At 35.4% G+C, this 24,390-nt stretch carries 14 protein-coding genes; 8 read left to right on the top strand and 6 right to left on the bottom strand.

The annotated features are described in order from the left end of the window. On the bottom strand, nt 1–1,251 hold the full coding sequence (locus tag K5X82_09855) for an insulinase family protein (protein QZT35627.1): 1,251 nt from the start codon (nt 1,249–1,251) through the stop codon (nt 1–3). A gap of 278 nt (nt 1,252–1,529) precedes the next feature. Continuing rightward, the gene (locus K5X82_09860; protein ID QZT35628.1) at nt 1,530–2,483 is read right to left on the bottom strand and encodes a nitronate monooxygenase; all 954 of its coding nucleotides are present in this window, start codon (nt 2,481–2,483) and stop codon (nt 1,530–1,532) included. 725 nt (nt 2,484–3,208) lie between these two features. On the opposite strand from K5X82_09860, the gene K5X82_09865 reads away from it, so the two are divergent. From K5X82_09865 to K5X82_09885, 5 genes are all read left to right on the top strand, one after another. Next, complete coding sequence (locus tag K5X82_09865; GenBank protein ID QZT35629.1) at nt 3,209–6,385, top strand: TonB-dependent receptor; 3,177 nt, start codon at nt 3,209–3,211, stop codon at nt 6,383–6,385. Nucleotides 6,386–6,412: 27 nt separating this feature from the next. Continuing rightward, nucleotides 6,413–8,032, top strand: a complete 1,620-nt coding sequence (locus tag K5X82_09870) for a RagB/SusD family nutrient uptake outer membrane protein (GenBank protein QZT35630.1) — start codon at nt 6,413–6,415, stop codon at nt 8,030–8,032. A 1,069-nt stretch (nt 8,033–9,101) separates the two neighbouring features. Then, the gene (locus tag K5X82_09875; GenBank protein ID QZT35631.1) at nt 9,102–12,266 is read left to right on the top strand and encodes a SusC/RagA family TonB-linked outer membrane protein; all 3,165 of its coding nucleotides are present in this window, start codon (nt 9,102–9,104) and stop codon (nt 12,264–12,266) included. Nucleotides 12,267–12,276: 10 nt separating this feature from the next. After that, nucleotides 12,277–13,908 (top strand): SusD/RagB family nutrient-binding outer membrane lipoprotein, encoded by a 1,632-nt coding sequence (locus K5X82_09880; GenBank protein ID QZT35632.1) that lies wholly within the window; start codon nt 12,277–12,279, stop codon nt 13,906–13,908. A 6-nt stretch (nt 13,909–13,914) separates the two neighbouring features. Continuing rightward, the gene (locus K5X82_09885) at nt 13,915–14,922 is read left to right on the top strand and encodes a hypothetical protein (GenBank protein QZT35633.1); all 1,008 of its coding nucleotides are present in this window, start codon (nt 13,915–13,917) and stop codon (nt 14,920–14,922) included. Nucleotides 14,923–15,443: 521 nt separating this feature from the next. Here K5X82_09885 and K5X82_09890 read toward each other — a convergent pair. Further along, nucleotides 15,444–16,292, bottom strand: a complete 849-nt coding sequence (locus tag K5X82_09890) for an IS3 family transposase (protein ID QZT39111.1) — start codon at nt 16,290–16,292, stop codon at nt 15,444–15,446. 73 nt (nt 16,293–16,365) lie between these two features. Beyond that, a complete protein-coding gene (locus K5X82_09895; protein ID QZT35634.1) occupies nt 16,366–16,671 on the bottom strand; it encodes a hypothetical protein in 306 nt (101 codons plus the stop codon). 246 nt (nt 16,672–16,917) lie between these two features. Here K5X82_09895 and K5X82_09900 point away from each other — a divergent pair, with 246 nt between their 5' ends. Continuing rightward, nucleotides 16,918–18,681 (top strand): chloride channel protein, encoded by a 1,764-nt coding sequence (locus K5X82_09900; GenBank protein ID QZT35635.1) that lies wholly within the window; start codon nt 16,918–16,920, stop codon nt 18,679–18,681. 86 nt (nt 18,682–18,767) lie between these two features. Here the strand turns inward: K5X82_09900 and K5X82_09905 are convergent, their stop codons facing one another. Both K5X82_09905 and K5X82_09910 read right to left on the bottom strand, forming a co-directional pair. Beyond that, nucleotides 18,768–19,409, bottom strand: coding sequence for an O-methyltransferase (locus tag K5X82_09905; GenBank protein QZT35636.1), 642 nt, complete (start codon nt 19,407–19,409; stop codon nt 18,768–18,770). 16 nt (nt 19,410–19,425) lie between these two features. Beyond that, on the bottom strand, nt 19,426–20,658 hold the full coding sequence (locus tag K5X82_09910; GenBank protein ID QZT35637.1) for an insulinase family protein: 1,233 nt from the start codon (nt 20,656–20,658) through the stop codon (nt 19,426–19,428). A 639-nt stretch (nt 20,659–21,297) separates the two neighbouring features. On the opposite strand from K5X82_09910, the gene K5X82_09915 reads away from it, so the two are divergent. Both K5X82_09915 and K5X82_09920 read left to right on the top strand, forming a co-directional pair. Next, a complete protein-coding gene (locus K5X82_09915) occupies nt 21,298–22,581 on the top strand; it encodes an IS1380 family transposase (protein QZT35638.1) in 1,284 nt (427 codons plus the stop codon). A gap of 292 nt (nt 22,582–22,873) precedes the next feature. Further along, nucleotides 22,874–24,031 carry a DUF819 family protein gene (locus K5X82_09920; GenBank protein QZT35639.1) on the top strand — a complete coding sequence of 386 codons (1,158 nt, stop codon included), beginning with the start codon at nt 22,874–22,876 and terminating at the stop codon, nt 24,029–24,031. The last annotated feature ends 359 nt before the right edge of the window (nt 24,032–24,390 follow it).

Here is a 24,390-nt window from a genome sequence, read left to right on the forward strand (position 1 = left end):
TTACGACTCTTTTTTTGCGTTACTTAAATAGAATATCTCATTGCAGTTGGTGTCTGCAAAAGTTTTTTGTGCAAACTCTTGTAGTTTTTCTGTGGTGATGGCTCTATATTTATCCACTTGTGTGTTTATCAAGTCCACATCTCCTGCAAGTTCATAAGCAGCCAGCTGCATCGCTTTGTCTAGATAGCTGCTCTCAGAGTAAAGCAAGTTGGCTTCGAATTTGTTTTTGATCTTCTCTAACTCTTTGGTGTCGATCATGTCCCTCTTTATCTGTTCTAACTCTTCAAAGACTGCCTTTTTTGCTTCTTGAAGGTCAACTCCATCGGCTGGTTTTCCAATGATAAGGAATAGTCCAGGATCTTCTTCTCCAGAGATAAATGCATCGATATCGATGAACAGTTGTTTCTCTATGACTAACTTCTGATAGAATCGTGAGGAGTTTCCTGATGCAAGTACGTCGGATGTAAAGTCACCACAACGATAGTTGTCGGTGTTTTTAGCCCCCATATGCCAACTCCATATCAGCATGTCATTAGGAACATCACGATAAACGGTTTGTGTTTTGAACTCTTTTTGCTCTGGTTCGCTAGGATAGCTACGTTCTTCGACTTCACGATGAGGAATAGGGCCGAACCATTTTTCTGCTAAAGAGACGATGTGATCAAATTCGACATTGCCAGATGCGACCAGTACTGCGTTGTTTGGGGCATAGTGTTTAAAAAAGAACTCTTTTACGTCTTCTAATGTGGCATCCTCTATATGTTTGATCTCTTTACCGATAGTTGGCCATTGGTAAGGATGTTTTTCGTAGGTCTGTTGGCGAATCAAATGCCATATGTCGCCATAGGGTTGGTTGATGTAGTTTTGACGAAACTCTTCGATAACCACTTGTTGTTGTGTGTCAAAACTTTTTTTAGAGAAGGCTAAGGATAACATTCGATCCGACTCTAACCAGAATCCTGTTTCGATATTCTGTGCAGGAACGGTAAGGTAGTAGTTGGTGATGTCATTCGATGTGAATGCATTATTATTACCACCGACATTTTGTAGCTCTTGGTCGTAGTCCGGAATATTGATAGAGCCTCCGAACATAAGGTGTTCAAAAAAGTGTGCAAACCCCGTTTTATCAGCCGATTCATCTTTCGCTCCTACACGATAAAGAATATTCAGTGCTGCAAATGGGGTTGACTTATCTTGGTGTACAATAACTCTAAGTCCATTGTTTAGAGTATGCTTATTATATTTAATCATATATCATTGTTAATGAAGTTGGAGAAGTACGACTTTCTCTGACTAAAAAAAGAGTCCCATAGAGGTCGTGAAATCTTTCTCTAAGGGACAAATGTAGTGATAATTAATTAATACCAATTAAATCATTAAATGAGCGATATCCTTCTGTTTTATGTCGTTTATATATCATTAAAATATATCCTGAAGGGAAAGTTGATGCTTTCATTCTTGGCTTTCGTTTGAATAAAATATAGATGGAATCCTATACAGATGATAAGAACACGTCATTGATGAAAGGGTTAGAACTGATATTTTGAGCTGTTGGTAATCTCTTCTTTTACCATGAGATAATCGGACATGAGGGCTTCAAATATCTGTTGTACTGTTCTCTCTTCTTGGATCATTGCAGAGACTTGACCTATCTCTAACTCTCCTTCGTCTAACTCTCCGAGGAACATACCTTTTTTTGCTCTTCCTTTCCCTAATGTCTCTTTTAACTCTTCTGACGATGCTCCACCTTGTTCCATCTTATATATGGTCTGAAAGAATTCGTTGTTAAGCAAACGTACAGGAGCAAGCCCTTTAAGAGATAGTTTGGTGTCTCCTTCTTTGGCATCAAATACCGTTTTTTTGAAGTTGGGATGTGCTGAAGACTCTTTGGCTACAGCAAACAGTGACCCAATTTGAACACCGTCTGCTCCTAGGTTTTGTGCTGCCATCCACGCCTGTCCAGACCCGATTCCTCCTGCTGCGATAAGTGGCAAAGAGGTGGCTTTGCGAACTTGAGGGATTAAGGATAGTGTGGTGGTCTCTTCTCGACCATTATGGCCTCCTGCTTCAAATCCTTCCGCAACTATGGCATCAACACCAGCATCTTCACACTTCTTTGCAAAGAGAGAACTAGAAACTACATGGACAACCGTGATACCATGAGATTTTAATTTTGACGTCCACTTCTTTGGGCTTCCAGCAGAGGTGAAAACAATCTTCACCTCTTCATCAATAATTAGATCAATAATACGATCTAGTTCGGGGTAGAGAAGAGGAAGATTCACCCCCCATGGTTTATTCGTCGCCTTTTTCATCTTATGGATATGCTCTTGGAGCACTTCAGGATGCATTGAACCAGTGCCCAATAACCCTAGTCCACCTTGATTAGAGACTGCGGAAGCTAATTTCCATCCAGAACACCATACCATACCACCTTGGATGATAGGATATTTTATATTGAAAAGTTTACATATTGTATTCATAAATATAAGGAACTAATAATTGTTAAGTAAAAGTTAATATTGAGATTCAGTGTCTTTTTGTAAACTCACTATTAACTAGTTCAAATATACATAACAATAGAAGAGAATAAAAAGTTCTTTATGTCTGTTTTTATGTTAAAAATTGTTTGTCTGTGACAAAAATCACATGTTGGGTTTGGTTTTGTTTACAAAATTATCATATATTGCGAAAGTAATGTTAAGAATTGATGCTTTGAGTTCTTTTTAGGTATTGATCTGAAAAGAAAAATCTTACACATAATAAATCTAATAACTTTAACATCTTATTAAGTTTTCCTTAAGATATTAAACGAAGATCTAGATTCCATAAATTACATAATAAGTAAATTCAGGTTCTATTATACAAGAAAACCCAGGTTGGCAGACCTGGGCTTATAGTACAATTGAAAATATATCGGCATTTTCTAATTGTGAGTTGCAAGATAGTTTTTTCCTCACAATTCTTCAAGTGTTTTATACGCTTGTCTTATATTTCTCCGTACTATTTTTCTTCCAATAGCAATCTATTTGATATTTAAGAGGAGGTGGTATATTTTTTTACTCACCTCATAGATGTTTGATGTTAGGGAACAAATAGTAAATAAAAACAGTACCCCTCCTCTTTCTTATTTATGCTGTGATTAGTCTCTCGTCTTTATCGACGAGCTAATATATCTATCTATGTATAAATCAAATATGATACATCTATGAAACGAGTATTGTTGATGTTAGTAGTCCTTTGTACTTTAGGCCTACTTCAGTTAAGTGCACAGTCGCGAGTCCTTATAGGAGAGGTGACCTCTGCAGGAGATGGAACCACTATACCTGGTGTTTCCGTTGTAATAAAGAACACGTCTATTGGGACGGTTACAGATTTTGATGGCCGCTTTAAGATAAAGGTGCCTTTATCTGCTAAAACGTTAGTACTATCTTTTATTGGATTAGAAACAAAAGAAGTAGAGATCGGAGATAAGCTGTCCTTTAAAATCCAATTGAAATCAGAAGCCGTTGATGTTGATGAAGTGATAGTTGTGGCTTATGGTACTGCCAAGAAAGCGAGTTTTACTGGTTCTGCGGGAGTATTAACTGCAGAAAAGTTGGAAACACGTCCACTGACTAGTGTAAGTCAAGCGTTAGAAGGTTCTACGACAGGTGTTCAGGTGTCAACTGCATCAGGTCAGCCTGGTTCAGCTCCTGCGATTAGAATTCGTGGTTTTGGATCATTAAATGGTAATTCTAATCCACTGTATGTGGTGGATGGCGTTCCTTATAGCGGTACACTGTCTGATATCAATCCTGAAGATATCGCATCCATGACTATTCTTAAAGATGCGTCTTCAGCTGCTTTGTATGGTTCTCGAGCAGCTAATGGTGTTGTATTAATAAATACAAAAAAAGGGAAAAAAGGAGGTAAGACAATCGTAAATGTAAAAGCCCTTTATGGTGTGGTTTCTCGTGCTATTCCACAGTATGAAAAAGTAGGAGCAAGAGACTACTATCAATTGTCTACGGAAGCCTATAAGAATTCATTGCAATATGGGAAATCACAAGATGCTGCGACGGCTTTAAGTAATGCTGTAAATGGTATTTATGGTCAGTTGAAGTACAATCCTTTTAATGTGGCAAATGATGAGATCATGATGGACAATGGTGTTGTGAATCCAGATGCAAGAGTGGTTGCACCTAATTTGGACTGGTTTAAGCCATTGGAGCAAACAGGGAAACGTCAGAATTACTCAGCCAATATTTCTTCTAGTGGAGAGAAAGGGTCTCATTTTCTATCTGTAGGTTATTTGGATGAAGAAGGGTATATTGTTAGTACTGGTTATCAGCGATTTAATTCTCGTTTATCTTCAGAGTTTAATGTAAATGATTGGTTGAAAATTAGCAACAATGTTTCTTTTACAACAAGTAAGTCACAGTATAGTGTAGGAACAGGTAATACTAGTTATAATAACCCATTTAGTTTCGCGAGAGGAATGGGATCTATTTACCCAGTATATATGGTAGAACCAGGTACTGGTAAATATATTTTAGATCAGGATGGGAATAAGCAATATGATCTAGGTGGTGGATATGCAGAGCACAATATTAATGCTAGACCATCTGCATCGAGCCCTGGTCGTCATGTGGTTGCAGAGATGGAGTATAATAACCAAGAGGTGAAAACCAACACGATCAGTGATCGCTTTAATGTAGATATTAAGTTGATGAAAGGTTTGATATTTACTACTAATGTTGGTATTGATATTCGAAACTATAAATATCAATATTTTGAAAATACAATAGTAGGTGATGGAGCTCCATCTGGTCGTTTTGCCGATAATCGCTATATCAGTACTACTATCAATGCTAATCAGCTTTTGAAATATGAAAAAGAACTAGATTCTGGTCACTCTTTTAATGTACTGTTAGGTCATGAGAGCTATAGTTATGATTACGAACGTATTTCAACAAGTAAGAAACAGGTGATTACACAAGGAATCTATGAGATGGCTCAGTTTGTTACACCAACGAATCTTAATGGTTATACAGATAAGAAGCGTATCGAGAGTTATTTAGGTCGTTTTGAGTATGACTATAACGATCGTTACTATCTTTCAGGTTCTTATCGTTATGATGGTTCTTCTATCTTTAATAAAGAGAACCGTTGGGGAGGTTTCTACTCTGTTGGTGCATCTTGGAGAATCAAAGAGGAGAACTTTATGCAGGATGTTTCTTGGATAGATAATCTAAAACTCCGAGCTTCCATTGGTGAGGTTGGAAATGATCGATTGTATTTTGCAGGAACAACCACAACAGATTATTATGCTTATCAAGCACTTTATGGAACAAATCCCAACGGAACGAGTCCTGGTTTGATCTGGAGTAGTGTGGGTAACGAGGACCTTAAATGGGAGGTGAATACTAGTTATGATTTTGCATTAGAGTTTGGTTTGTTTGATGGATTTGTCGATGGTTCGATTGAGTATTATCGTAAGGATTCGAAGAGCCTACTTTACTCGATGCCTTTAGCTCCTTCTCAAGGTTTTATGAATCAGAATAGAAATATTGCATCATTAACCAATAGTGGAGTTGAGGTTGGATTGAACTTCAAATGGATTAAGAAGCGTAATGTAGAGTGGTCAACTGATTTCCAAATATCAACGATTAAAAACGAAATTACTGATATTCCTGATCCTGCAATTACTGGATCAAAACGCTGGGATGTAGGTAGATCTATCTATGATTTCTATACTTATGACTATTATGGTGTAAACCCAGATAATGGAGAAGCACTTTATTATAAGTATAAAGATACAGAAGATGGAGGACGTGTAAGAGAATTAGATGCAGATGGTAATCCAGTGCTTGTTTCAGATTATTCTGCTGCTGGCAAAGGATATGTTGGTGCTTCTTCAATCCCTGATTTTTATGGTTCTTTTACTTCAAATTTAAAAGTACACAATTTTACGCTTTCTGTATTGGCAACTTATTCTGTCGGTGGAAAGACTCTCGATTACAATTATGCAGGATTGATGAGTTCTCAAGATCTAGGATCTGGTATGCATGTGGATCATTTGAATGCGTGGCAAAAGCCTGGTGACATTACTGACATTCCTCGTTTGCAAGTTGATAATCCAAATCTTTCTCCAACATCATCACGTTGGTTGACCGACGCTTCTTATTTAGCATTAAAGAATATAACATTGAGTTATACATTCAATAAGTCTCTACTTAAATCTACAGGGCTGAATAAAGTTCGTATTTATGCTACAGGAGAGAACCTTTTCTTATGGTCTAAGCGTACGGGTATGGATCCTCAAGAGTCATTTGCAGGAACTACAAGTAACACGTTTATTCCTTCTAGAGTCATGTCTATTGGACTAGACGTATCATTTTAATGTTGAATAGATATAAAATTGAATAAGATGAAAAAGCTTATATATATATTCTTAGTTGCATTTACCTTCGCTTGTAGTGAGGATTTCCTAGAGGTCACTCCTACTGATTCGGTTGGTAAAGCAGATGTAATAAGTTCTCCTGCAAATATGAGAACCGCACTTAATGGGGTGCATCGTTTGATGTATCAACAATCTCCGATTGAGAAAGCTTCTAATAGAGCTGGAGAGGGGTATATTATGCCATTGTTAGAGTTTGGTGCTAGCGATATGTTACACTCTTCTGGAGGTAATGGGTGGTTTAGATCTCGGTTGAAGTGGTTGACACATATTAACCCTGATTTTACTGATGCCAGATATCCTTGGATCCACTATTATCATTTGGTAGCCAACGTGAACAATATCATCAATGCAGGTGAGGCAATGACTAAGACTGATGATTTAAAAAATGTGTTAGGGCAGGCATATGCTTATCGTGCCTATTCATATTTTAGGTTGGTACAGTTGTATGCTAATAGTTATACTTGGGGTAACCCTTCATCAGATCCTGGTTTACCAATTGTGTTAGAGACTAAAGCTCCATATCTAGGAACCAAGAGAGAGACTGTGGAGAAAGTATATGAATTGATAACTTCGGATATCGAGAAGTCTGTGTCTCTATTAAATGAAGCTCCAGATTCGGGCGATTTGTCTAATATCTCACTTTCTGTAGCACAAGGAATAGCTGCTCGTGTATATTTGACCAAAGGAAATTGGACGAAAGCAGCGGAGTATGCAAAATTTGCAGAGGCTGGACATTCCCTGATGACAGAATCTGATTATTTGAAAGGTTTTAATAGTTACACACTTCCAGAGATGATGTGGTCAGGACATATCGTAAGTGACCAAACGACCTATTATTATGCTTGGTTCTATTATATTGGAACAAATTTTAATGGAACACAGAATAGAACGAATCCGAAAATAATTAACCGTGAGCTTTTTACAGAGATATCTGATACAGATTTTCGTAAAAAGCAATGGTTAGAAGATGCACCAGATAGCTATAAAGGAGCATTAAAGGATCCAAATTATGCTCCATTAATCCCTGATGATGCTACGGATGAGGAGAAAAAAGTATTAGAGGATGCTGCTAAAGCATCTTTTGAAGCAGATAGGAAAGTCATTATGACGAAATATGGTATTACAAGTCGACATTACACGACACCTTATATGTCGGTGAAATTCTTAAATAAGAATCCGGGTTCAATTGACTCAGATGATGTAATGTATATGAGAGTCTCGGAAATGTATTTGATCGAAGCGGAAGCACTATGTCGTGGTGGTCAAGATGATGCTGCAGCTACTGCGCTGTATAATTTAGTCTCTTCAAGAGATGCAGCTTATGTGAAAAGTACCAAAACAGGAGATGCTTTGTTGCAAGAAATTCTTGTTCAAAGACGTATAGAACTATGGGGTGAAGGACATCGATGGTTAGATATGTTAAGAAATGATGAGGCTTTAGATCTTGAAGGATCAGGTGCAAGTTCAACGCTATATTCTGATGGATATAAGCAAGATAAACCATCAACTAACTCTAAGTGGTTATTTAAAATACCAAGTGAGGAAGTAAATGCAAATCCTAATATTAACGATGCGGACCAGAACTAATAAAGTGTAATATTGTAAATAGTCATAAATTTTATACTATAAGGGGTTACTTCATAGGAGGTAACCCTTTTTGTTGTTTGTAATCATTATAAACTATTATGATTTGAACTGTATTACTAGGTAGGTTCTGATGATTTATTTCGGAGCATATACTTCTTGAATTGCTTCTCTGTCTTTTGTGATTGAAAAGCTCATTAAATCTACTGTCTCGGAGACGAGTCTAAGTTTAAGTTGTGTTTATTTTAGTGCTCATATACAGTGGTTTAATGTGTTGTGGTGACCTTTGTGTAGTGTAAGTGAATGATAAGTTAATTAAGTATTGTTTGTTATAATAAACTAATAAGTAATGTTTGAGATTGATAGTATAGTGCTGTGTCTTGATTATAATTCATAATAAAATGAGTCGAAGTTAAAACAGATATACTACTTGTTTTGTTTAGTAATGATTGTTAATTTTGAGATCTGCAATATTAATAAAAGTCTATGTATGTTTAAAGTCAGCTAAAAGTGTGAATTTTTATGGCTAACTTGGCATTAGAATTTTAATTAATAAGTAAAGTTATTTATAACTAAGTACATCATTCTATTTAGTTTATGTTATTATATTTGCTTGATACTTATGTTTAAGTGATTAAAAATGAGTGATATATATATGGTGTCACGTATCGTAAGATATCATAAATTACGTCATTGGAAGTACTTATCATTTATTGTTGTAAGTAGATATAGATTTTGGTAATATAAGAAACCCAGGTTGGCGGACCTGGGTTAAAGAGAGAAGTAGTAAGAATAAAACTTCCCGTGTCTTAGTATATTATACGGTAATTTACAACTAATATATTCTTCTACAAAATTTTCAATTCGAAAATTTATTCTCTTGGTATTACACATTGCATATGTCTAATGAGGAGAGGTTATGTATACTGTGAATTTCGTAAGTTAAATGATTTCATAGACATTTTTTTTCATTTATAATTAATGATTCTCTCCTTTTAATTTTTGAAATTAATTCTCCAATTTGAGATGGGGAATCAATTATATCTATGTATAAATCAAATATGATACATCTATGAATCGAGTATTATTACTAATGCTATGTCTATTTATAGGCATAAGCACTTCTTGGGCACAGTCTCGGGTTTTAACGGGTGTGGTGTCTTCAGCAGAAGATGGTTCTTCTATACCAGGTGCTTCTGTTGTTGTTGATGGAACTACGGTTGGAACTGTTACAGATTTTGATGGTAATTTTCAACTGAAAGTTCCTGAAGGAGCTAAGAAAATTAAGATCTCTTATGTAGGGATGAAATCACAATTGCTAGAGATTGGAGATAAGAGAGCTTTCAAAGTAAAATTGAAAGTTGATGCAGTAGTTACTGAAGATGTCGTTGTTACTGCAATGGGTATTAAGAAATCTGCGAAATCCTTGACTTATGCTGTTTCTGAAGTTGGAGGAGATGAGGTTGCATTAAAATCAGAACCTGATGCGATTAAAGGACTTCAAGGAAAAGTGGCAGGTGTTCAGATTTCAGGATCTCAGTCTATTGCTGGTAGCCCAACGAGAATTGTTATTCGTGGTAACTCTTCATTTACTGGGAATAATCAACCATTGATTGTTGTTGATGGAATTCCATTCTCAAATGATCAAGATACAGGACAGAGAGATGCTTCTCCTGTTGGCTTAGGTGTATTGGCTTCAATTGACCCGAATAATATCAAGTCTCAGACTGTTCTAAAAGGTGCAGCAGCATCGGCACTGTATGGTTCAAGAGCATCAAATGGGGTAATTATTATTACCACTAAATCAGGAGCATCAAGATCAGGCCAGAAATTCGTAACTACAGTAAGTTCTTCTTATAGTGTTGAAAAGATTGCGTCTCTTCCTGATTTTCAAAATACATATGGTAATGGTGCTGATTTCAAAGCAGCAAATTATTGGGGGTCTTGGGGTGCGAGATTTAGTGATGTAGATAAACTTGCTTTTTCAGATGCATGGGCTAAAGCATATCCAGATAAATATACTACTGAAATGCCGTATGAACCACAACCAAATAATGTGGAAAATATGTTAAGAAACGGTAGTCTATGGGATAACTCAGTGAATATCACTGGTGGTGGTGAAAAGACATCTATGTCTTTGACTATTTCTGATTCGAGACAAAGTTCTTATATTCCTGAAAGTCACTTTAATAGAACGTCTATATCTTTAGGTGTGAATGCGCAATTAGCAAAGAAATTTAAAGTTAGTACAAATTTCCAGTATGCATATATGGATAAACGAAGTCCATTTGAGGGAAATACTGGTGCATTTCGTTACTTTCTTTATACAGGACGTTCATGGGATACATCTTTACCGTATGAGGGACCTAATGGGGAGAATTTATATTTTAAGACAACAGATAACCCACAATGGTCATTCAGGCATAACTATGGACAAGAAGATCAGCACCGTATAGTCGCAAGCGTAAAGCCTCAATGGGATATCACAGATTATCTGACATTGTCCTACCAATTTAGTGTCAATCAGTTGATCCGTCGTACTAAAAATGTTACTGAAGTTTCTAGTAATGTATTAGATGATAAATTGGGTGATCTTGATATGTATGACCGATTTAATAGAGAAATGGAAGGAACAGCTATGCTGAACTTTCGTAAGAATATCACTGATAAATTTAGTCTGCGAGTAACCTTAGGACAGGTTTTTAATGTTCGAAACTTTAATAGATTAAGAGCATATGGTAGTCCCTATATTATTCCCGGTATTTATCAATTAAATAATATAAAAGACACAACGGGTAAAAGTCGTGAAACAGAACAGAGATTGGCTTCTGTATTTGGAGAAGTGTCAATAGGGTATAATAATTACTTAACATTGTCAGCGACTAGTCGTATGGACTGGTCTTCAACTTTACCAAAAGATAATAACAACTACTTATATCCATCATTATCAGCTTCTTATGTGTTTAGTGATGCATTGGGGTTGAAGAGTTCATTGTTTAATTCTGGTTTAATTCGTGCATCTTGGGCAAAAGTTGGTAGTGATGCTGGTGTATATGATATTAATCAGACTTACAACGTGAACTATGGTAATAATGGTAACGTTGGAGGTATTAGATATACTGGATTTCCATTTAATGGAACGAGTATGATGGCTCCTAATTACTCTGTTTCTGATACAAATTTAAAACCTGAGTTTACTTCTGAATTTGAAATAGGAACTAACCTAGAGTTCTTCAATAGTCGAATTGTACTTGATGCGGCATATTATAGCAGGTCATCAACAGATCAAATTATGAATGTATCAATTCCTGATGAATCAGGTTATTATTCATATTTGACGAATGTTGGTGAAATGACCAATAAAGGAGTGGAATTATCACTTGATTTGACGCCAATTAAGAGCAAAGACTTTTCATGGAGTATCTTTACCGTATTTAGTAAAAATACCAATGAAGTCGTGAAGCTTATTGATGGACTAACAGAAACAAACACTCGTAACTTGTATTCTAACGGGATTCACTCATATATTAAAGAAGGTCTACCATATGGTGTATTTAAAGGTTATGGAGCAGCTAGAGATGATCAAGGAAATATTTTGATTGATCAAAAAACTGGTTTGATGATTAAATCAAAAGAGGAGTCTATCTTAGGTGATCCTAATCCAGATTACCTTGTTGGTATTACCAATACATTTAGATATAAGAGGTTGAGCTTACGTGCTGTGGTTAATGCAACATGTGGTGGAGAGATGTATACTACTGTAGTTCCTCAGTTATTAGGACGAGGTGTGACAAAAGATACTGAAGATAGAGAACGAAATCATGTGATTCCAGGTGTTATAGGTGATACAAATACAGGAAAGCCAATTTTAGATATGAATGGTAATACGATTCCTAATAGAATTCAGGTTACTTCGAATTCATACTATTTTGATACAGGAGGAATGGGTTCAGGTGCTTTTGATGAATTTAAGGTATACGATGCAACAGTATATCGTTTATCTGAGCTTTCTTTGTCATATAATATTCCTGATGCATGGGTGAAAGCTCTTGGTTTCAATTCAGCTACTTTTGGTGTTTTGGCGAACAATCTATTGTATTTTGCACCAGGCTTCCCCGAACATTCGAACTTTGATCCAGAAGTAAACTCATTCGCTTCAGGAAATACACAAGGAATGTCATTTAATACTGCACCGTCTTTGAGAAGATTTTCATTTAATTTAAAATTCTCATTCTAAATTGATTAAGATGAAAAAAAGATATATCATAATGTTATTGACACTTCTACCATTGGTGGGGTGTCAAGATTGGCTTGATGTAAATACTGATCCCAATAAGCCAACTGATCCAAAAATAGAACTTTTATTACCTACTGTCGAAGTAAATCTATTTAATTCTACTGCAGGATATATGTCTGCGTCTATAGGGGGAGCAACGGGAACACTTGCCCATCATATGGTTAATAAGAGTATTAATGGTTATAATGTAGAGACAACTTCTCACTGTATTACACAGCCATGGTCATCTCTTTTTATGACTGAATTTAGTACATTAAATATCATATTGGATAATGCAGAGTCGAACAATCAACTGCAATATAAAGGTGTTGCACAAACTTTAAAAGCTGTAACTTCGATCCTTGCCGTGGATATGTGGGGTGATGTTCCTTTTGCAGAAGCGGGTTTAGCACCTAAAATAATGTATCCTAAATATGATAAGCAAAAAGAGATCTATGTATCATGTTTTAGCTTGTTAGATGATGCTAAGAAGAATCTATTGGATAAGAAGACGGCAATTGTTCCTTCACTTGCACAGGGGGATGTGATATATGGTGGAGATGTTGATAAGTGGGTTAAATTTATTAATTCATGGAAACTTCGTATGATCAATCAAATTAAAGGAACTGAATTGTTTGATACATATAAAGGTCAGTTAGATGCTTTGATTACTGAGAATAATTTTATTGATTCAGATAGTCAGTTCGAGTTAGTTTATGGTAAATCAATTACTCCCGAGAACAGAAACCCTATGTATGCTGCTGAATATGATGATGCAGAAGATACTGATTACTTTATTAGTCATTGGTTTTATCAAAGTATGCAAGGGGACAAAGGTTTTATCGGTTTTCTTGAGGGTATCACAGATCCAAGAGTTCCTTATTATTTCTATAGACAATTTAAAGATAAAGGAAAAGAGGTTCCTTATTCAGTTGAGATGTATAAATTCCATACTTTCCAATTTGGTTATAAAGGAGAATATGAGTCTACCAATTTTAAGGGATTTACAACTTTAGGTGTTTATGTTTGTGGTGGAAAATACGATGATGGGACACTGAAAATGGCTAATAGTAAAGATAAAGATTTAGATGGTTCAGGTGTTGTTCCTACAAGAATTTTTAATGAACATGATGTAGACTTTATTTTGGCAGAATTAGCTTTAAGTGGAAAAGCGACGGTCGATGCTAAAAGTTATTTAGAGAAGGGGATTAAGTCTGCTTTTAGTTACTGTAATAAGATGGCAGCATATGATGCGGATGTTCCATTAATAAAAGCGGATGTTTCAGATAAGTATGTAAAAGATATCTCAGATAAATATGTTGCAGCTTCTGATCAAGTAAAATTAGAAGTAGTTATGACAGAGAAATGGATTGCAGACTTTGGTAATAGTAACGAGTCGTATTGTGATCATAGAAGAACGGGATTTCCAAAGGTTTGGGATCCAGAATCAGATAGTTCAAAGGATACGTATGCGACCCATAAATATCCAAATGTATTACCATATTCGAACCGTAGTGTGATAAGCAATATCACAATCAAAGATAAAGGGTATGGCGCTCGTGATCTTTCACAAACATATTTATTCTGGAGTTTAAAAAAGTAATATAATATGAAAAAGATAATATTATCTCTGCTAGTAATTTTCTCTCTTTTCTCATGTGAAAGGGAGATTATAAATGATATTGACACAGAGCAGTATGCTACTTTCCCAAATTTCAAATTGCCTGAAGGTAAGACAACTGATATTGTTCTATCAAAATTGGATGATACAGTATTTGAATTAGATGTAAACCTCATTAGCCGTTTTTCGGATTCATTTGAATCTTTAGATGTTGTAGCTGAGCTTAAAACAATGAAAGGTGCTGTACTAACTGAGGTGGTTACAAGTTTAAAAACAATGCCAGGTAAGGTATCTTTCACATATAGTGATTTACAGGCTGCATTTGGAAGTGCTGTTGACAAAAAGAATCTTGCTGGTTCAACACTAGTTGTGTATGCTGATAACATGAGATTTTCTTCGGGAACTATTGTTACTCGTTTTACAGAATATAAGATAATCGAGCAACAAGAAAAAGAGGATAAAGATGGGAATAAGTTGCTTGATAAGGACGGAAAGCCTATTTTGAAAGATGTTGAAGTAATCAAAAGAATTGACAATTATTCGAATGATGTGATAGATTATGTGATCTTCAATCCAACAATTAGTTATTCAATTTTAGGTGATGTGAATGAAATAGAATCTGGAGATTACACTTTAGTTGGTTCTTATTTTGATGAAGGAACTAGTGCATGGGTTGATACTGATCCAGCAGAAGTGAAGATTGCAAAAGAGGGTAGAAAGATGACAATTACTGGTCGATATTTAGGAGGTATTGGCACATTAGTCGTACAGAAACATTTTGGAGCTTCTTTACCTATCGAAGGAGAATTGGTACTATATGATTTGGGACCTGTTTTTATTTATACATCATCTACAAGTGGGAAATATAACCTGTATAGTCGTACTATTGTTGATTCAGAATATACGATGGATGGTAAATTTACTGGAGGTAAATTTACTTACACTTCTACCAATAAATATTTTGAAAAGCTAAAGTATACTTTTACAAAAAAATAAAGTGTTATTTTAAATTAGATAAGTCCTAAATAAGAGTTATGGAATTATTTAGTGATAAAATATAAACACTATAAGTAGCCTGCAAGTTCAAACTTGTGGGCTACATCTTTTTTACTCACTTCTTTATTCCCCACATTCATCTGATGTAAATACTAAGGTCTAAGCATATTATGTGAGAGATATGGTCTCATTTTATTATATGTTTCGATACTACTCTTTACAAGTCTTGCGGATACATTCCGGTTTCGTGCATGTTTTTCAAGTTCGAACTCATTCTTGATGATCCCATTTACTCTTTCTGGAATAGCATTCTCCTAAGGAGAATATGATTCACTCATACTTACTATCACCTTGTGTTTCTTTAGCATTTTTTGATATTAATCACAGTAGTACTGGATTCCTAAATCAGATTGATGTATGAGTTCTGGATATGCAACAAAATATAGGACATTTAATTAAGCTAAGTACTCGCAATGATGTGTTTTATGCTATTTCTATATGATTAATTAAAGACAAAACACTTATTTACAGATATTTAAATATTCTAAATAATCAGAGTTAATAACATAAACTAAATAGGTTGATGTACTTACGTTTACATAGTTTATTTTTCCGAATTCAATAGGCGTCAGATACTCTAGTGTTGCATGTCTTCTCGGTCTATTATACCACACTTCAATAAATTCCACAATGTCCACTTTTGCCTGAAAATGTGAGTAATAGTATTTATGATCTATCATTTCAGATTTGATTATTTTAAAGAAACTTTCGGCTACCGCATTATCCCAGCAATTACCTTTACGGCTCATGCTTTGAATTATTCCATTCTTAACTAACTTTTCTCTAAACTCCTTCGCTGTATATTGTACGCCTCTATCAGAGTGAAATATCATACCTGGCCTACTTTCACGATTTGTGTTAGCCATTTGCCAAGCTTTAATAATGGTGCATTCTGTAGTCATATTACTGGACAGAGACCAACCTATTACTTTACGATCAAAAAGATCAATAACAGTAGTCAAATAAAGCCATCCTTGATCAGTTGGTATATAGGTAATATCGGAAACCCAAACTTCCGATGGTCTAATTGGGTTAAAAGCTCTATTCAAATGGTTCTCGGATATCGAATTGGAATGATTTGAATCTGTCGTTTGGACTTTATATTTCTTATTTACAATGCTTTTGATAGACTCCTTCTTCATTATTCGCGCTACTCTATTTCTAGAGGTAACGACACCTAGGGCTTTTAATTCCGTCGCAATCTTGTGACTACCATAGCGAGCCTTTGATTCAGTATATATTTTACGTATACGAACCGTATCCTCTTCTAAAGCAACAGTTCTTGGGCTACCATCCCTTGATAACCCCAGCTATAAAAACCACTTCGGCTTACTTTTAAAATACCACACATATCCTCGACAGTAAATTCAGTCCTATACTTTTTTATAAACTTAAATTTGTATTGTCGCTCTTGGAGAATATGCTCACTGCCTTTTTTAATATATCACATTCTATTTGTGTCTGGCGTATCTCTGCTTTTAGTTTTGCGATTTCTTCTTGTTCTACAGTCCGAACAGGATTACCATTTTCTTGAAAACTATTGCATTCATACTTCTTGTGCTCGCGAACCATTGTTACTTCAAGATCCATATCAGCGGCTACTGATTGTGCTGTTTTGCCACTAAAACACAAATTGACAACCATAATTTTAAATTCTTTGTCGTAACGTTTTCTTGTTTGCTTTCTCATAATCTAAAGATAAGGAGCTTAATTAAATGTCCGATCAAATGTAGTACATCCAATCCAAATATGAACGAGTGACCTTCTAATAGGTCTTCATTTTATGAACAAGCCCTTTCTTGTGTATAGACTTAAGATATTCTACATTCATCTATTTTAGGTTATATAACATATCTTGTGATGGCGAGAAAGCAAACTAGTCTTATAGTTTTGTGTTGATAAGAAATAATAGAACCATCCATTTGAAATTACTTTATGCATTTGATTGACCGTATCTATCTATGGCAGAAGAAACATCTGTCGCCAAGAACTTTTCTATACCTTTTAAGTATTACAATTGGTATTGCTGCAGGATTGGCTGCTGTTGTTATTAAGACTTCTGTGGAGATGATGCATCATTTTGTCCTTTTTGCTTTTCCTACTGCGTTCCAAGAGTATCTTCGTTTTATCTTACCATCGATAGGACTTCTATTGGTAATTTTGTTTATTCGGTATATAAATAGAAAGCCTGTAGGTCACGGTATCCCTAGTGTACTATTTGCTATATCCCAAAGAGAAGGAAAGATCGATAGACATAACATGTACTCTTCTATTGTGACCAGTGCATTGACTGTAGGTTTTGGTGGTTCTGTTGGATTGGAGGGGCCCACGGTTGCTACAGGAGCAGCTATTGGTTCGAACCTAGCATCTAGTTTTCGGTTGACTTATAAACAGATGGTGATAATGCTTGGGTGTGCATGTGCGGGTGCTATGGCTGCAATCTTCAAAGCTCCAATTACAGCGATTGTTTTTGCTGTAGAGGTGATTATGATTGATCTTACTGCTCTTTCTCTTATCCCTTTAATCTTATCATCTGCAACAGCGGTATTGGTTTCATATTATTTTTTAGGAATGAAAGCTATCTATTTCGTTCCGATATCTCATGGACTTGAATTAACCGATCTCCCATGGTATATTATTCTTGGGGTGGTGATGGGATTATGCACTGCATATTTTAATCGTATTTATCGGATGGTTGGGCATTGGTTTCAGGATATGGGGAGTATGACCAAGAAATGGTTATTTGGTGGCCTATCATTAGGCCTTATCATTGTATTATTCCCACCATTATTTGGTGAAGGCTATGAGGCTATTAATGGTTGTTTGAAAGGAGATTTTAGTTATCTGCATGACTATTTTTTAGTTGATATTGTAGCAAAGTGGAGGTATGGGATCTACATAATTATTTTATGTCTGGTTCTATTTAAGGTGTTTGCTACCTCTTTTACTTTTGGAGCCGGAGGAGTTGGTGGAATATTTGCACCTACACTGTTTATGGGAGCTCATGCAGGTATTTTATTTGGAATGATAGTTCAGGCATTGTGGTACCCTGAGATGGATCTAACAACTTATGCGCTGTTAGGTATGGCAGGTATGATTGCAGGAACTTTGCACGGACCTTTGACAGGCGTTTTTCTAATTGCAGAGATTACTGGAGGCTATACATTGCTTGTTCCTTTGATGATTGTATCAGTCATCTCTTATATGGTTACCAAGCTATTCTTTAAAAATTCTGTTTATACATATCAGTTGGCAAATAGGAATGAATTGATGACTCATGATAGAAATCAAAATGCTCTTTCCATGATGAGGATCTATGATATTTTAGAGACTGATTTCTTTGTTTTAGATGATAGTTCTAAATTAGGAGACTTGGTGAAAGGCGTCGAAGAGAGTCATCGAAACCTTTTCCCCATTGTTGATAAGTCAGGGAAACTTGTAGGGATGGTTAAGATGGATGATATTAGACATCTTATATTTAAACCTGAGAAATATGAAACTATCACATTAAAAGAGCTAATGTATTATCCTGATTTTGTTTGTGAGCCAACATTGCCAATGCGTCAAATTGTAGACATGTTTAATAGTTCTGGTCGTTACAATATGGCTGTTATTGATAAAGATGGAAAATATCTTGGTTTTATTTCTAGAGCTAATGTATTCTCGGTATATCAGAAAATGTTGAATAAGATCATGTAGTAAAAGTAGAAGGGGAGTAGATTGAAAAGTACTCCCTGCTAAATATATTCGCATGCTCTATGGCTCATTTCATAATTCAATTGGTATTATCTCTTTCGTAACATTGTTATCCCATCTCTAAGAGGTAGAATCGTAGTCTCTACCCTTGGGTCATTCTTTACGTAGTCATTAAAAGCTAGAATACCTTTGGTTTGTAAATCATTCTTCGAAATTGGCTCTACTACTTTTCCATCCCATAGGGTATTGTCTGCAAGAATGACTCCTCCGGGTCTTACTTTATCAATAACCAATTCATAATGCTCAACATATCGTCGCTTATCTGCATCCATAAAGACTAAATCAAATGTTTCGTCTAGGTCAGGTATGATCGTTTCAGCATTTCCAATGTGTTGAATGATCGATTCCGAAAGGCCTGAAAGTTCAAAGTAACCATAAGCAAATTCTTCCAGTTCATCATTTATTTCTACGGTATGCAACTTTCCCTCGGCTTGAAGTCCTTTAGCCAAACAAATAGCAGAGTACCCTGTAAATGTTCCAAGCTCTAATATGCGATTAGGCTGGATTAGTTTACTTAGGAAAGTGAGGATACTTCCTTGTAGGTGCCCCGAACACATTCGTGAATATAATACATTCGCATGGGTATCTCTATCTAGTTTTGCTAAGATAGGATCTTCATTATCTATATGTCCTAAAATATATTGCTCTAAATCTAGTGATGTATTATTCATTATTTCACTTCTAAAATTATGACTCTTTGGATTGGTATGTAAGAATCGACATTTGATCTTCTATAAGACTCTGATTTGCTACCTCAATAAGTTGTTCCGCAGTAATGCTTTGAATCTTTTGATGAATTTGCTCTAAAGAGGATAGTTGATTAAAAAACATAAAGCTTTTGGCCGCAGATAACATAACTTCCTCACTATTTTCTTGTGAAACTGATATCTGTCCAAATAGCTGCTTTTTTGCTTTAGACAACTGAAGAGATCCCAATTTAGTATCTCTTAATTTTTTCATCTCCTTAAAGATGAGATTTTGTGCTTTTTGAGCATTCTCAGGATCTGTTCCATAATAGATGGAGAGTAAACCTGTGTCAGAATAAGAGGTAAGTGTTGACTCAATATTGTAGGCCATACCATGCCTTTCTCTGATGGCAAGGTTCAAACGACTATTCATAGATGTCCCACCCATAATGTTGTTGAGAAGGACCATTGAAGTACGATCTTTATTTCCCATTTCATGGGCAACAGTTCCAATCACCGTATGGTTTTGATAGGTCTCTTTATCAAGGATAAGTTGTTGGGGTTTAAAATCTGTGAAATGACTACGAGTGTGTTTACGCCTATTTTCAGGGATATCTTCAAAATAGAATTGTATTCGTCTCTTAAGTCGCTCAAATGGAATATTACCAACGAAACACAATACTATTTCATCGGTGTTATAATTGTTACTCATGAAACGCTCAATGTCATTCTTATCATAGGTCATGATTTTCTCTGGCGTTCCTAATATTTGTCTTCCAATAGGATGTCCTTTAAAGATGAGATCTTCGAAATCATCATATATTAGTTCAGAAGGACTGTCCAAATATGAATTGATCTCCTCGATAATAACCTCTTTCTCTTTATCTATCTCGTGCTTAGGAAAAGTACTATTCTTGAGAATATCACTTAGTAATTCAATGGCTCTAGTATAGTCATCTTTTAAGAATGTCGCATAGATAGCCGTCTCTTCCTTCGTTGTGTAGGCGTTTAGATCTCCTCCAACATCTTCAAGACGACTAAGAATATGATATGCTTTTCTTTTTTTTGTTCCCTTAAATATGACATGTTCAATAAAATGGGCCATACCTATTTCGTCATCTGTCTCATCTCTTGATCCTGTATTGAGGACAACTCCGAAATGAGCAACCGTCGATTGAGAAGGTATATGTAGTAAACGTATGCCGTTGGCTAATGTAAAAGCGTTATATTGCATTTATTATGATTTTATCGAACTGCAAAAGTAGGATTTAATATTGTTACAATTAGCACTTTGAACTCCTTTTTTCATGATCGTGTGACTAAGATCTACATTCGAGGTAAAATGAAGGCTCTCCCTTTTCTATTTATCTACTCGTTATATGTTTGTTTTACTTAGTGCAACTCTTTGGTTATGTTTGTGTTATCTCACTAGATTGTCGCGATAAACACGAATTATACATCCAATAATGAATCCCAACTTGGTTCACTATGGTTTTCCCCTTACTTGACAGTTGCTTTCCCCTGCTTTAATACCGTCTTAAAACGGGTTTTATACGGTTCGAATACGGTGATGATTCATAGTTTGTTCAATATTCCTTCGAAGTTCCTTCAAAGATTTGGCCTTTTTATCGAATCAACTTCGAAGGAACTTCGAGCGATACTTGAATCATCACCGTATTCGAACCGTTTGTATTCCGTATTAAACCCCTCTGATCTCACTGTTTAATTACTGTTTGGTTAGGGTCTAACTTAAGGGTAAGTCTGTTTAATACCTTGAATCCGCACGTGTATTATATTAATTTTAAGTAAACATCAGTAAGACAATGCATAGTAAGGCTTTTATATGTTCAGAAAAAATCACCTATTTAGGTGAATGATCAAAGATTTTAATTCAAAGGTGACTCCATTTGGTGGGATATATTTAATTCATGATTTGCTAATTTCAAACGGCATTATTCAATTTATTAATGAGCAATTAGTAGACCGAGGTCCAAAGTGTATCTATAAGTTCTCTGATTTGTTATTACCACGCATATATACTACTTTTTGTGGAGGTAGTGCTACGGAAGATATTAACTATCTTCGGGATAATACATTGAATAACTTGAGATCAATTTCTATCCCTTCTGCTGATACCATTCTAAGAGGAGATGTGGAGCTTTCTACTCCATGTGAGATTATCGAAGGAAAGACTACAATTAAAGGCCAAAAGATAAATGTTAACACACTAATGAATAAATTCTTGTTGGCTAGTGCTATTAAGTTTAAACAGTTAGATCCTAATGCTTCTGATCTTATCTATGATTTTGATCACCAGTTTATTCCCACTAAAAAGAGTGATGCAGAATATAGCTATAAGAAGACAGAAGGATACTTTCCAGGAGTCGCAACCATAGGTAACATTCCTGTATATATTGAAGGACGAAATGGAAATTGTCATGTTAAAACGGCTCAATTAGAGACCCATAAACGAGCATTAGAGTTGTTGGCATCCAAAGGTGTAAAATTACGATATGCAAGAATGGACTGTGGTTCATATATCAAAGAGGTTACAGACTACTTTCATCAAGAGGGTATTCTATTTTCGATTAGAGCCTCTCACTCTAACGTATTACTATCAAAAGCATCAAAAACAGATAATTGGTCTTGTTGTGAGATAAATAATCAAGCATATGAAGTCAATAGCTTCAAATATGAATTTGGTCAATATACACATAGAATCATCGCATACCGAAAACCCAATAAGTCCAATCAAATGTCATTGATAACCAATGATGCGAAGAGTTATCAGTTTATAGTAACCAATGATTGGGATATTACAGAAGAACAAGCTATTATATTCTATAATCAACGAGGAGCTAGCGAGAAGGTTTTTGACATTCAGAACAATGATTTTAATTGGAAATCAATGCCTCACAGCAACTTAGAAGAGAACACTGTTTACTTGATAATAATGGCTGTAGCACACATTCTATATCGATACATAATATCAAAGTTTGCTGATTTAGTCGACGGGTTAAAGACAACAAGTAGACTCAAAGCATTTATATTTCGCTTTGTTACGGTGGCAGCTAAGATTACCAAAAGTGGGCGAAGAGTGATTGTTCATTTAGCAACAAACAATAAGAAACTAATTAAATCTACAAAGGCTGGATAGAATGATAAACGGAACTGGTATTGGCTCTCCCTCATTAGCCTTAAGACATAAGTGGGTAAGGGAGGTTGTGTCTAACAAAGGTCTAAATTCATAGATGTAGCACGTAGTATCTCCAAATGCAGGCTTAAAATCAGGATATTACCCCATAATAAAGATTTGAGGTATGCAAGAAAAACATCTGCGTATTTTAGGTTAAGAACTAAATTTGCTAAAACACCATGTCTATTAATTATGTTATATCTATTTTTATCCTCTTGAAATCAAAGAATAAACCATACTATTTACAAAATCTATGACATCTATATTCATTATATTATATCTCATTGTTATCCCAATTATGATCGCATTTCTTCAACGGAGATCTAAGACGATTCGTAAAATTGGAGCCATACCACTTCTTTATCTTTTGGGTATTGGACTACATCAAATAGTACCATTTGATCAATGGATATCCCCAACAAAACTATACGATATAGAAGAGACCTTCTCTTCTGTTATGTTACTCTTGGCAATCCCCTTGCTCCTATTTTCAATCAATATTAAACAGGAGATAAAAAAGAACAAGCATATTGTATCATCTATTACAATTGCTCTGGTCTCTTTAATATTCGCCACAGTCACGGCCTTCTTCATTTTTAAAAATAGAATCCCAGAGGCATACAATATATCCGGTATGCTCACAGGGCTATACTCTGGTGGCTCTCCGAATCTAGCAGCCATCAAAAATGCACTTCAAGTATCTCCGCAGAAGCTAGTTCTTATTGTTAGTTATGATTTTGCCATAGGGGTAGGAGTTATCCTATTCTTCATCACCATTGCAAAACATCTCTTTAGAAGATTCTTACCTCATAATAGAATAACTGAATCTCACCATAATTCATCACTTCAGATCGAAGACGAAACCAACATATTCGATCAACACAAATGGAAAGGGATGGCAAAAGGACTTCTCATCTCTTTTATTATTGTTGCTGCAAGTGTACTATTAGGCAAGTATTTCTCTGAGACAGCAGGTCCAATCATTACAATCTTAACAGCAACAACATTAGCAATCCTATTAGGACAAATCCCTGCAATTAATCGATTAAAGGGAACCTTCTCTCTAGGGTTGATGTTTATTCTTATCTTCTCTTTTACAATAGCAAATATGGCTGATTTTAGCTCCATACAAGAGATTAAGAACCCGGCTCTATTTCTAATGATGCTTTGGGTTATGGCATGCAATCTTATCACACATTTTACTCTTGCCTATCTATTCAAAAAAGATGCAGACAAAACAATGGTATCCATAATTGCATTCACCTACTCTCCTGTTATGGTTCCTGTAGTATGTGCAGCCATTAAAAATCGAAGTGTACTAGTCTATGGAATTACTTTTGGGCTTTTAGGATACCTTGTAGGGAATTATCTTGGAATATTATTGGCAACTCTTCTTCATCAATTAATGTAGATTAAAACATCTCGATAATAGATGGACGCTAGAATAAAAAAAGCTTTAATATAGTATCACCATACAATATTCATCTATTTAACATTTTTGATGAACGAAGTATCAACGAACTATCCTTGAAGTATCAACAAACTACGGAGGAAACCTATAGTGATCCACTGTCCGTTACAGATTTTAGACGCATGTCAATATTTGTGATCCATTACTTACCAACTCTATTTTGTAATGATATACTCCTCATTCAAAATAGAATTGGCTATAATGTAAAGATACTAAGATATCTCTTATACCGTTGTATTTTAAAAAGAGCTGTAAAAACTTGCGAAGACATTTTGCTTATACGAGGCAAAAAATTGAAG

This window comes from Prolixibacteraceae bacterium (assembly GCA_019856515.1).
Classification (GTDB): Bacteria; Bacteroidota; Bacteroidia; order Bacteroidales; family Prolixibacteraceae; genus Halosquirtibacter; species Halosquirtibacter xylanolyticus.

Excerpts from the sequence above, each read along its gene's own strand:
- K5X82_09915 (QZT35638.1), top strand. The coding sequence starts at position 21,298 with ATGATCAAAGATTTTAATTCAAAGGTGACTCCATTTGGTGGGATATAT.
- K5X82_09860 (QZT35628.1), bottom strand. The coding sequence starts at position 2,483 with ATGAATACAATATGTAAACTTTTCAATATAAAATATCCTATCATCCAA.
- K5X82_09875 (QZT35631.1), top strand. The coding sequence starts at position 9,102 with ATGAATCGAGTATTATTACTAATGCTATGTCTATTTATAGGCATAAGC.
- K5X82_09905 (QZT35636.1), bottom strand. The coding sequence starts at position 19,409 with ATGAATAATACATCACTAGATTTAGAGCAATATATTTTAGGACATATA.
- K5X82_09880 (QZT35632.1), top strand. The coding sequence starts at position 12,277 with ATGAAAAAAAGATATATCATAATGTTATTGACACTTCTACCATTGGTG.
- K5X82_09895 (QZT35634.1), bottom strand. The coding sequence starts at position 16,671 with ATGAGAAAGCAAACAAGAAAACGTTACGACAAAGAATTTAAAATTATG.
- K5X82_09865 (QZT35629.1), top strand. The coding sequence starts at position 3,209 with ATGAAACGAGTATTGTTGATGTTAGTAGTCCTTTGTACTTTAGGCCTA.
- K5X82_09910 (QZT35637.1), bottom strand. The coding sequence starts at position 20,658 with ATGCAATATAACGCTTTTACATTAGCCAACGGCATACGTTTACTACAT.
- K5X82_09885 (QZT35633.1), top strand. The coding sequence starts at position 13,915 with ATGAAAAAGATAATATTATCTCTGCTAGTAATTTTCTCTCTTTTCTCA.
- K5X82_09855 (QZT35627.1), bottom strand. The coding sequence starts at position 1,251 with ATGATTAAATATAATAAGCATACTCTAAACAATGGACTTAGAGTTATT.
- K5X82_09920 (QZT35639.1), top strand. The coding sequence starts at position 22,874 with ATGACATCTATATTCATTATATTATATCTCATTGTTATCCCAATTATG.
- K5X82_09870 (QZT35630.1), top strand. The coding sequence starts at position 6,413 with ATGAAAAAGCTTATATATATATTCTTAGTTGCATTTACCTTCGCTTGT.
- K5X82_09900 (QZT35635.1), top strand. The coding sequence starts at position 16,918 with ATGCATTTGATTGACCGTATCTATCTATGGCAGAAGAAACATCTGTCG.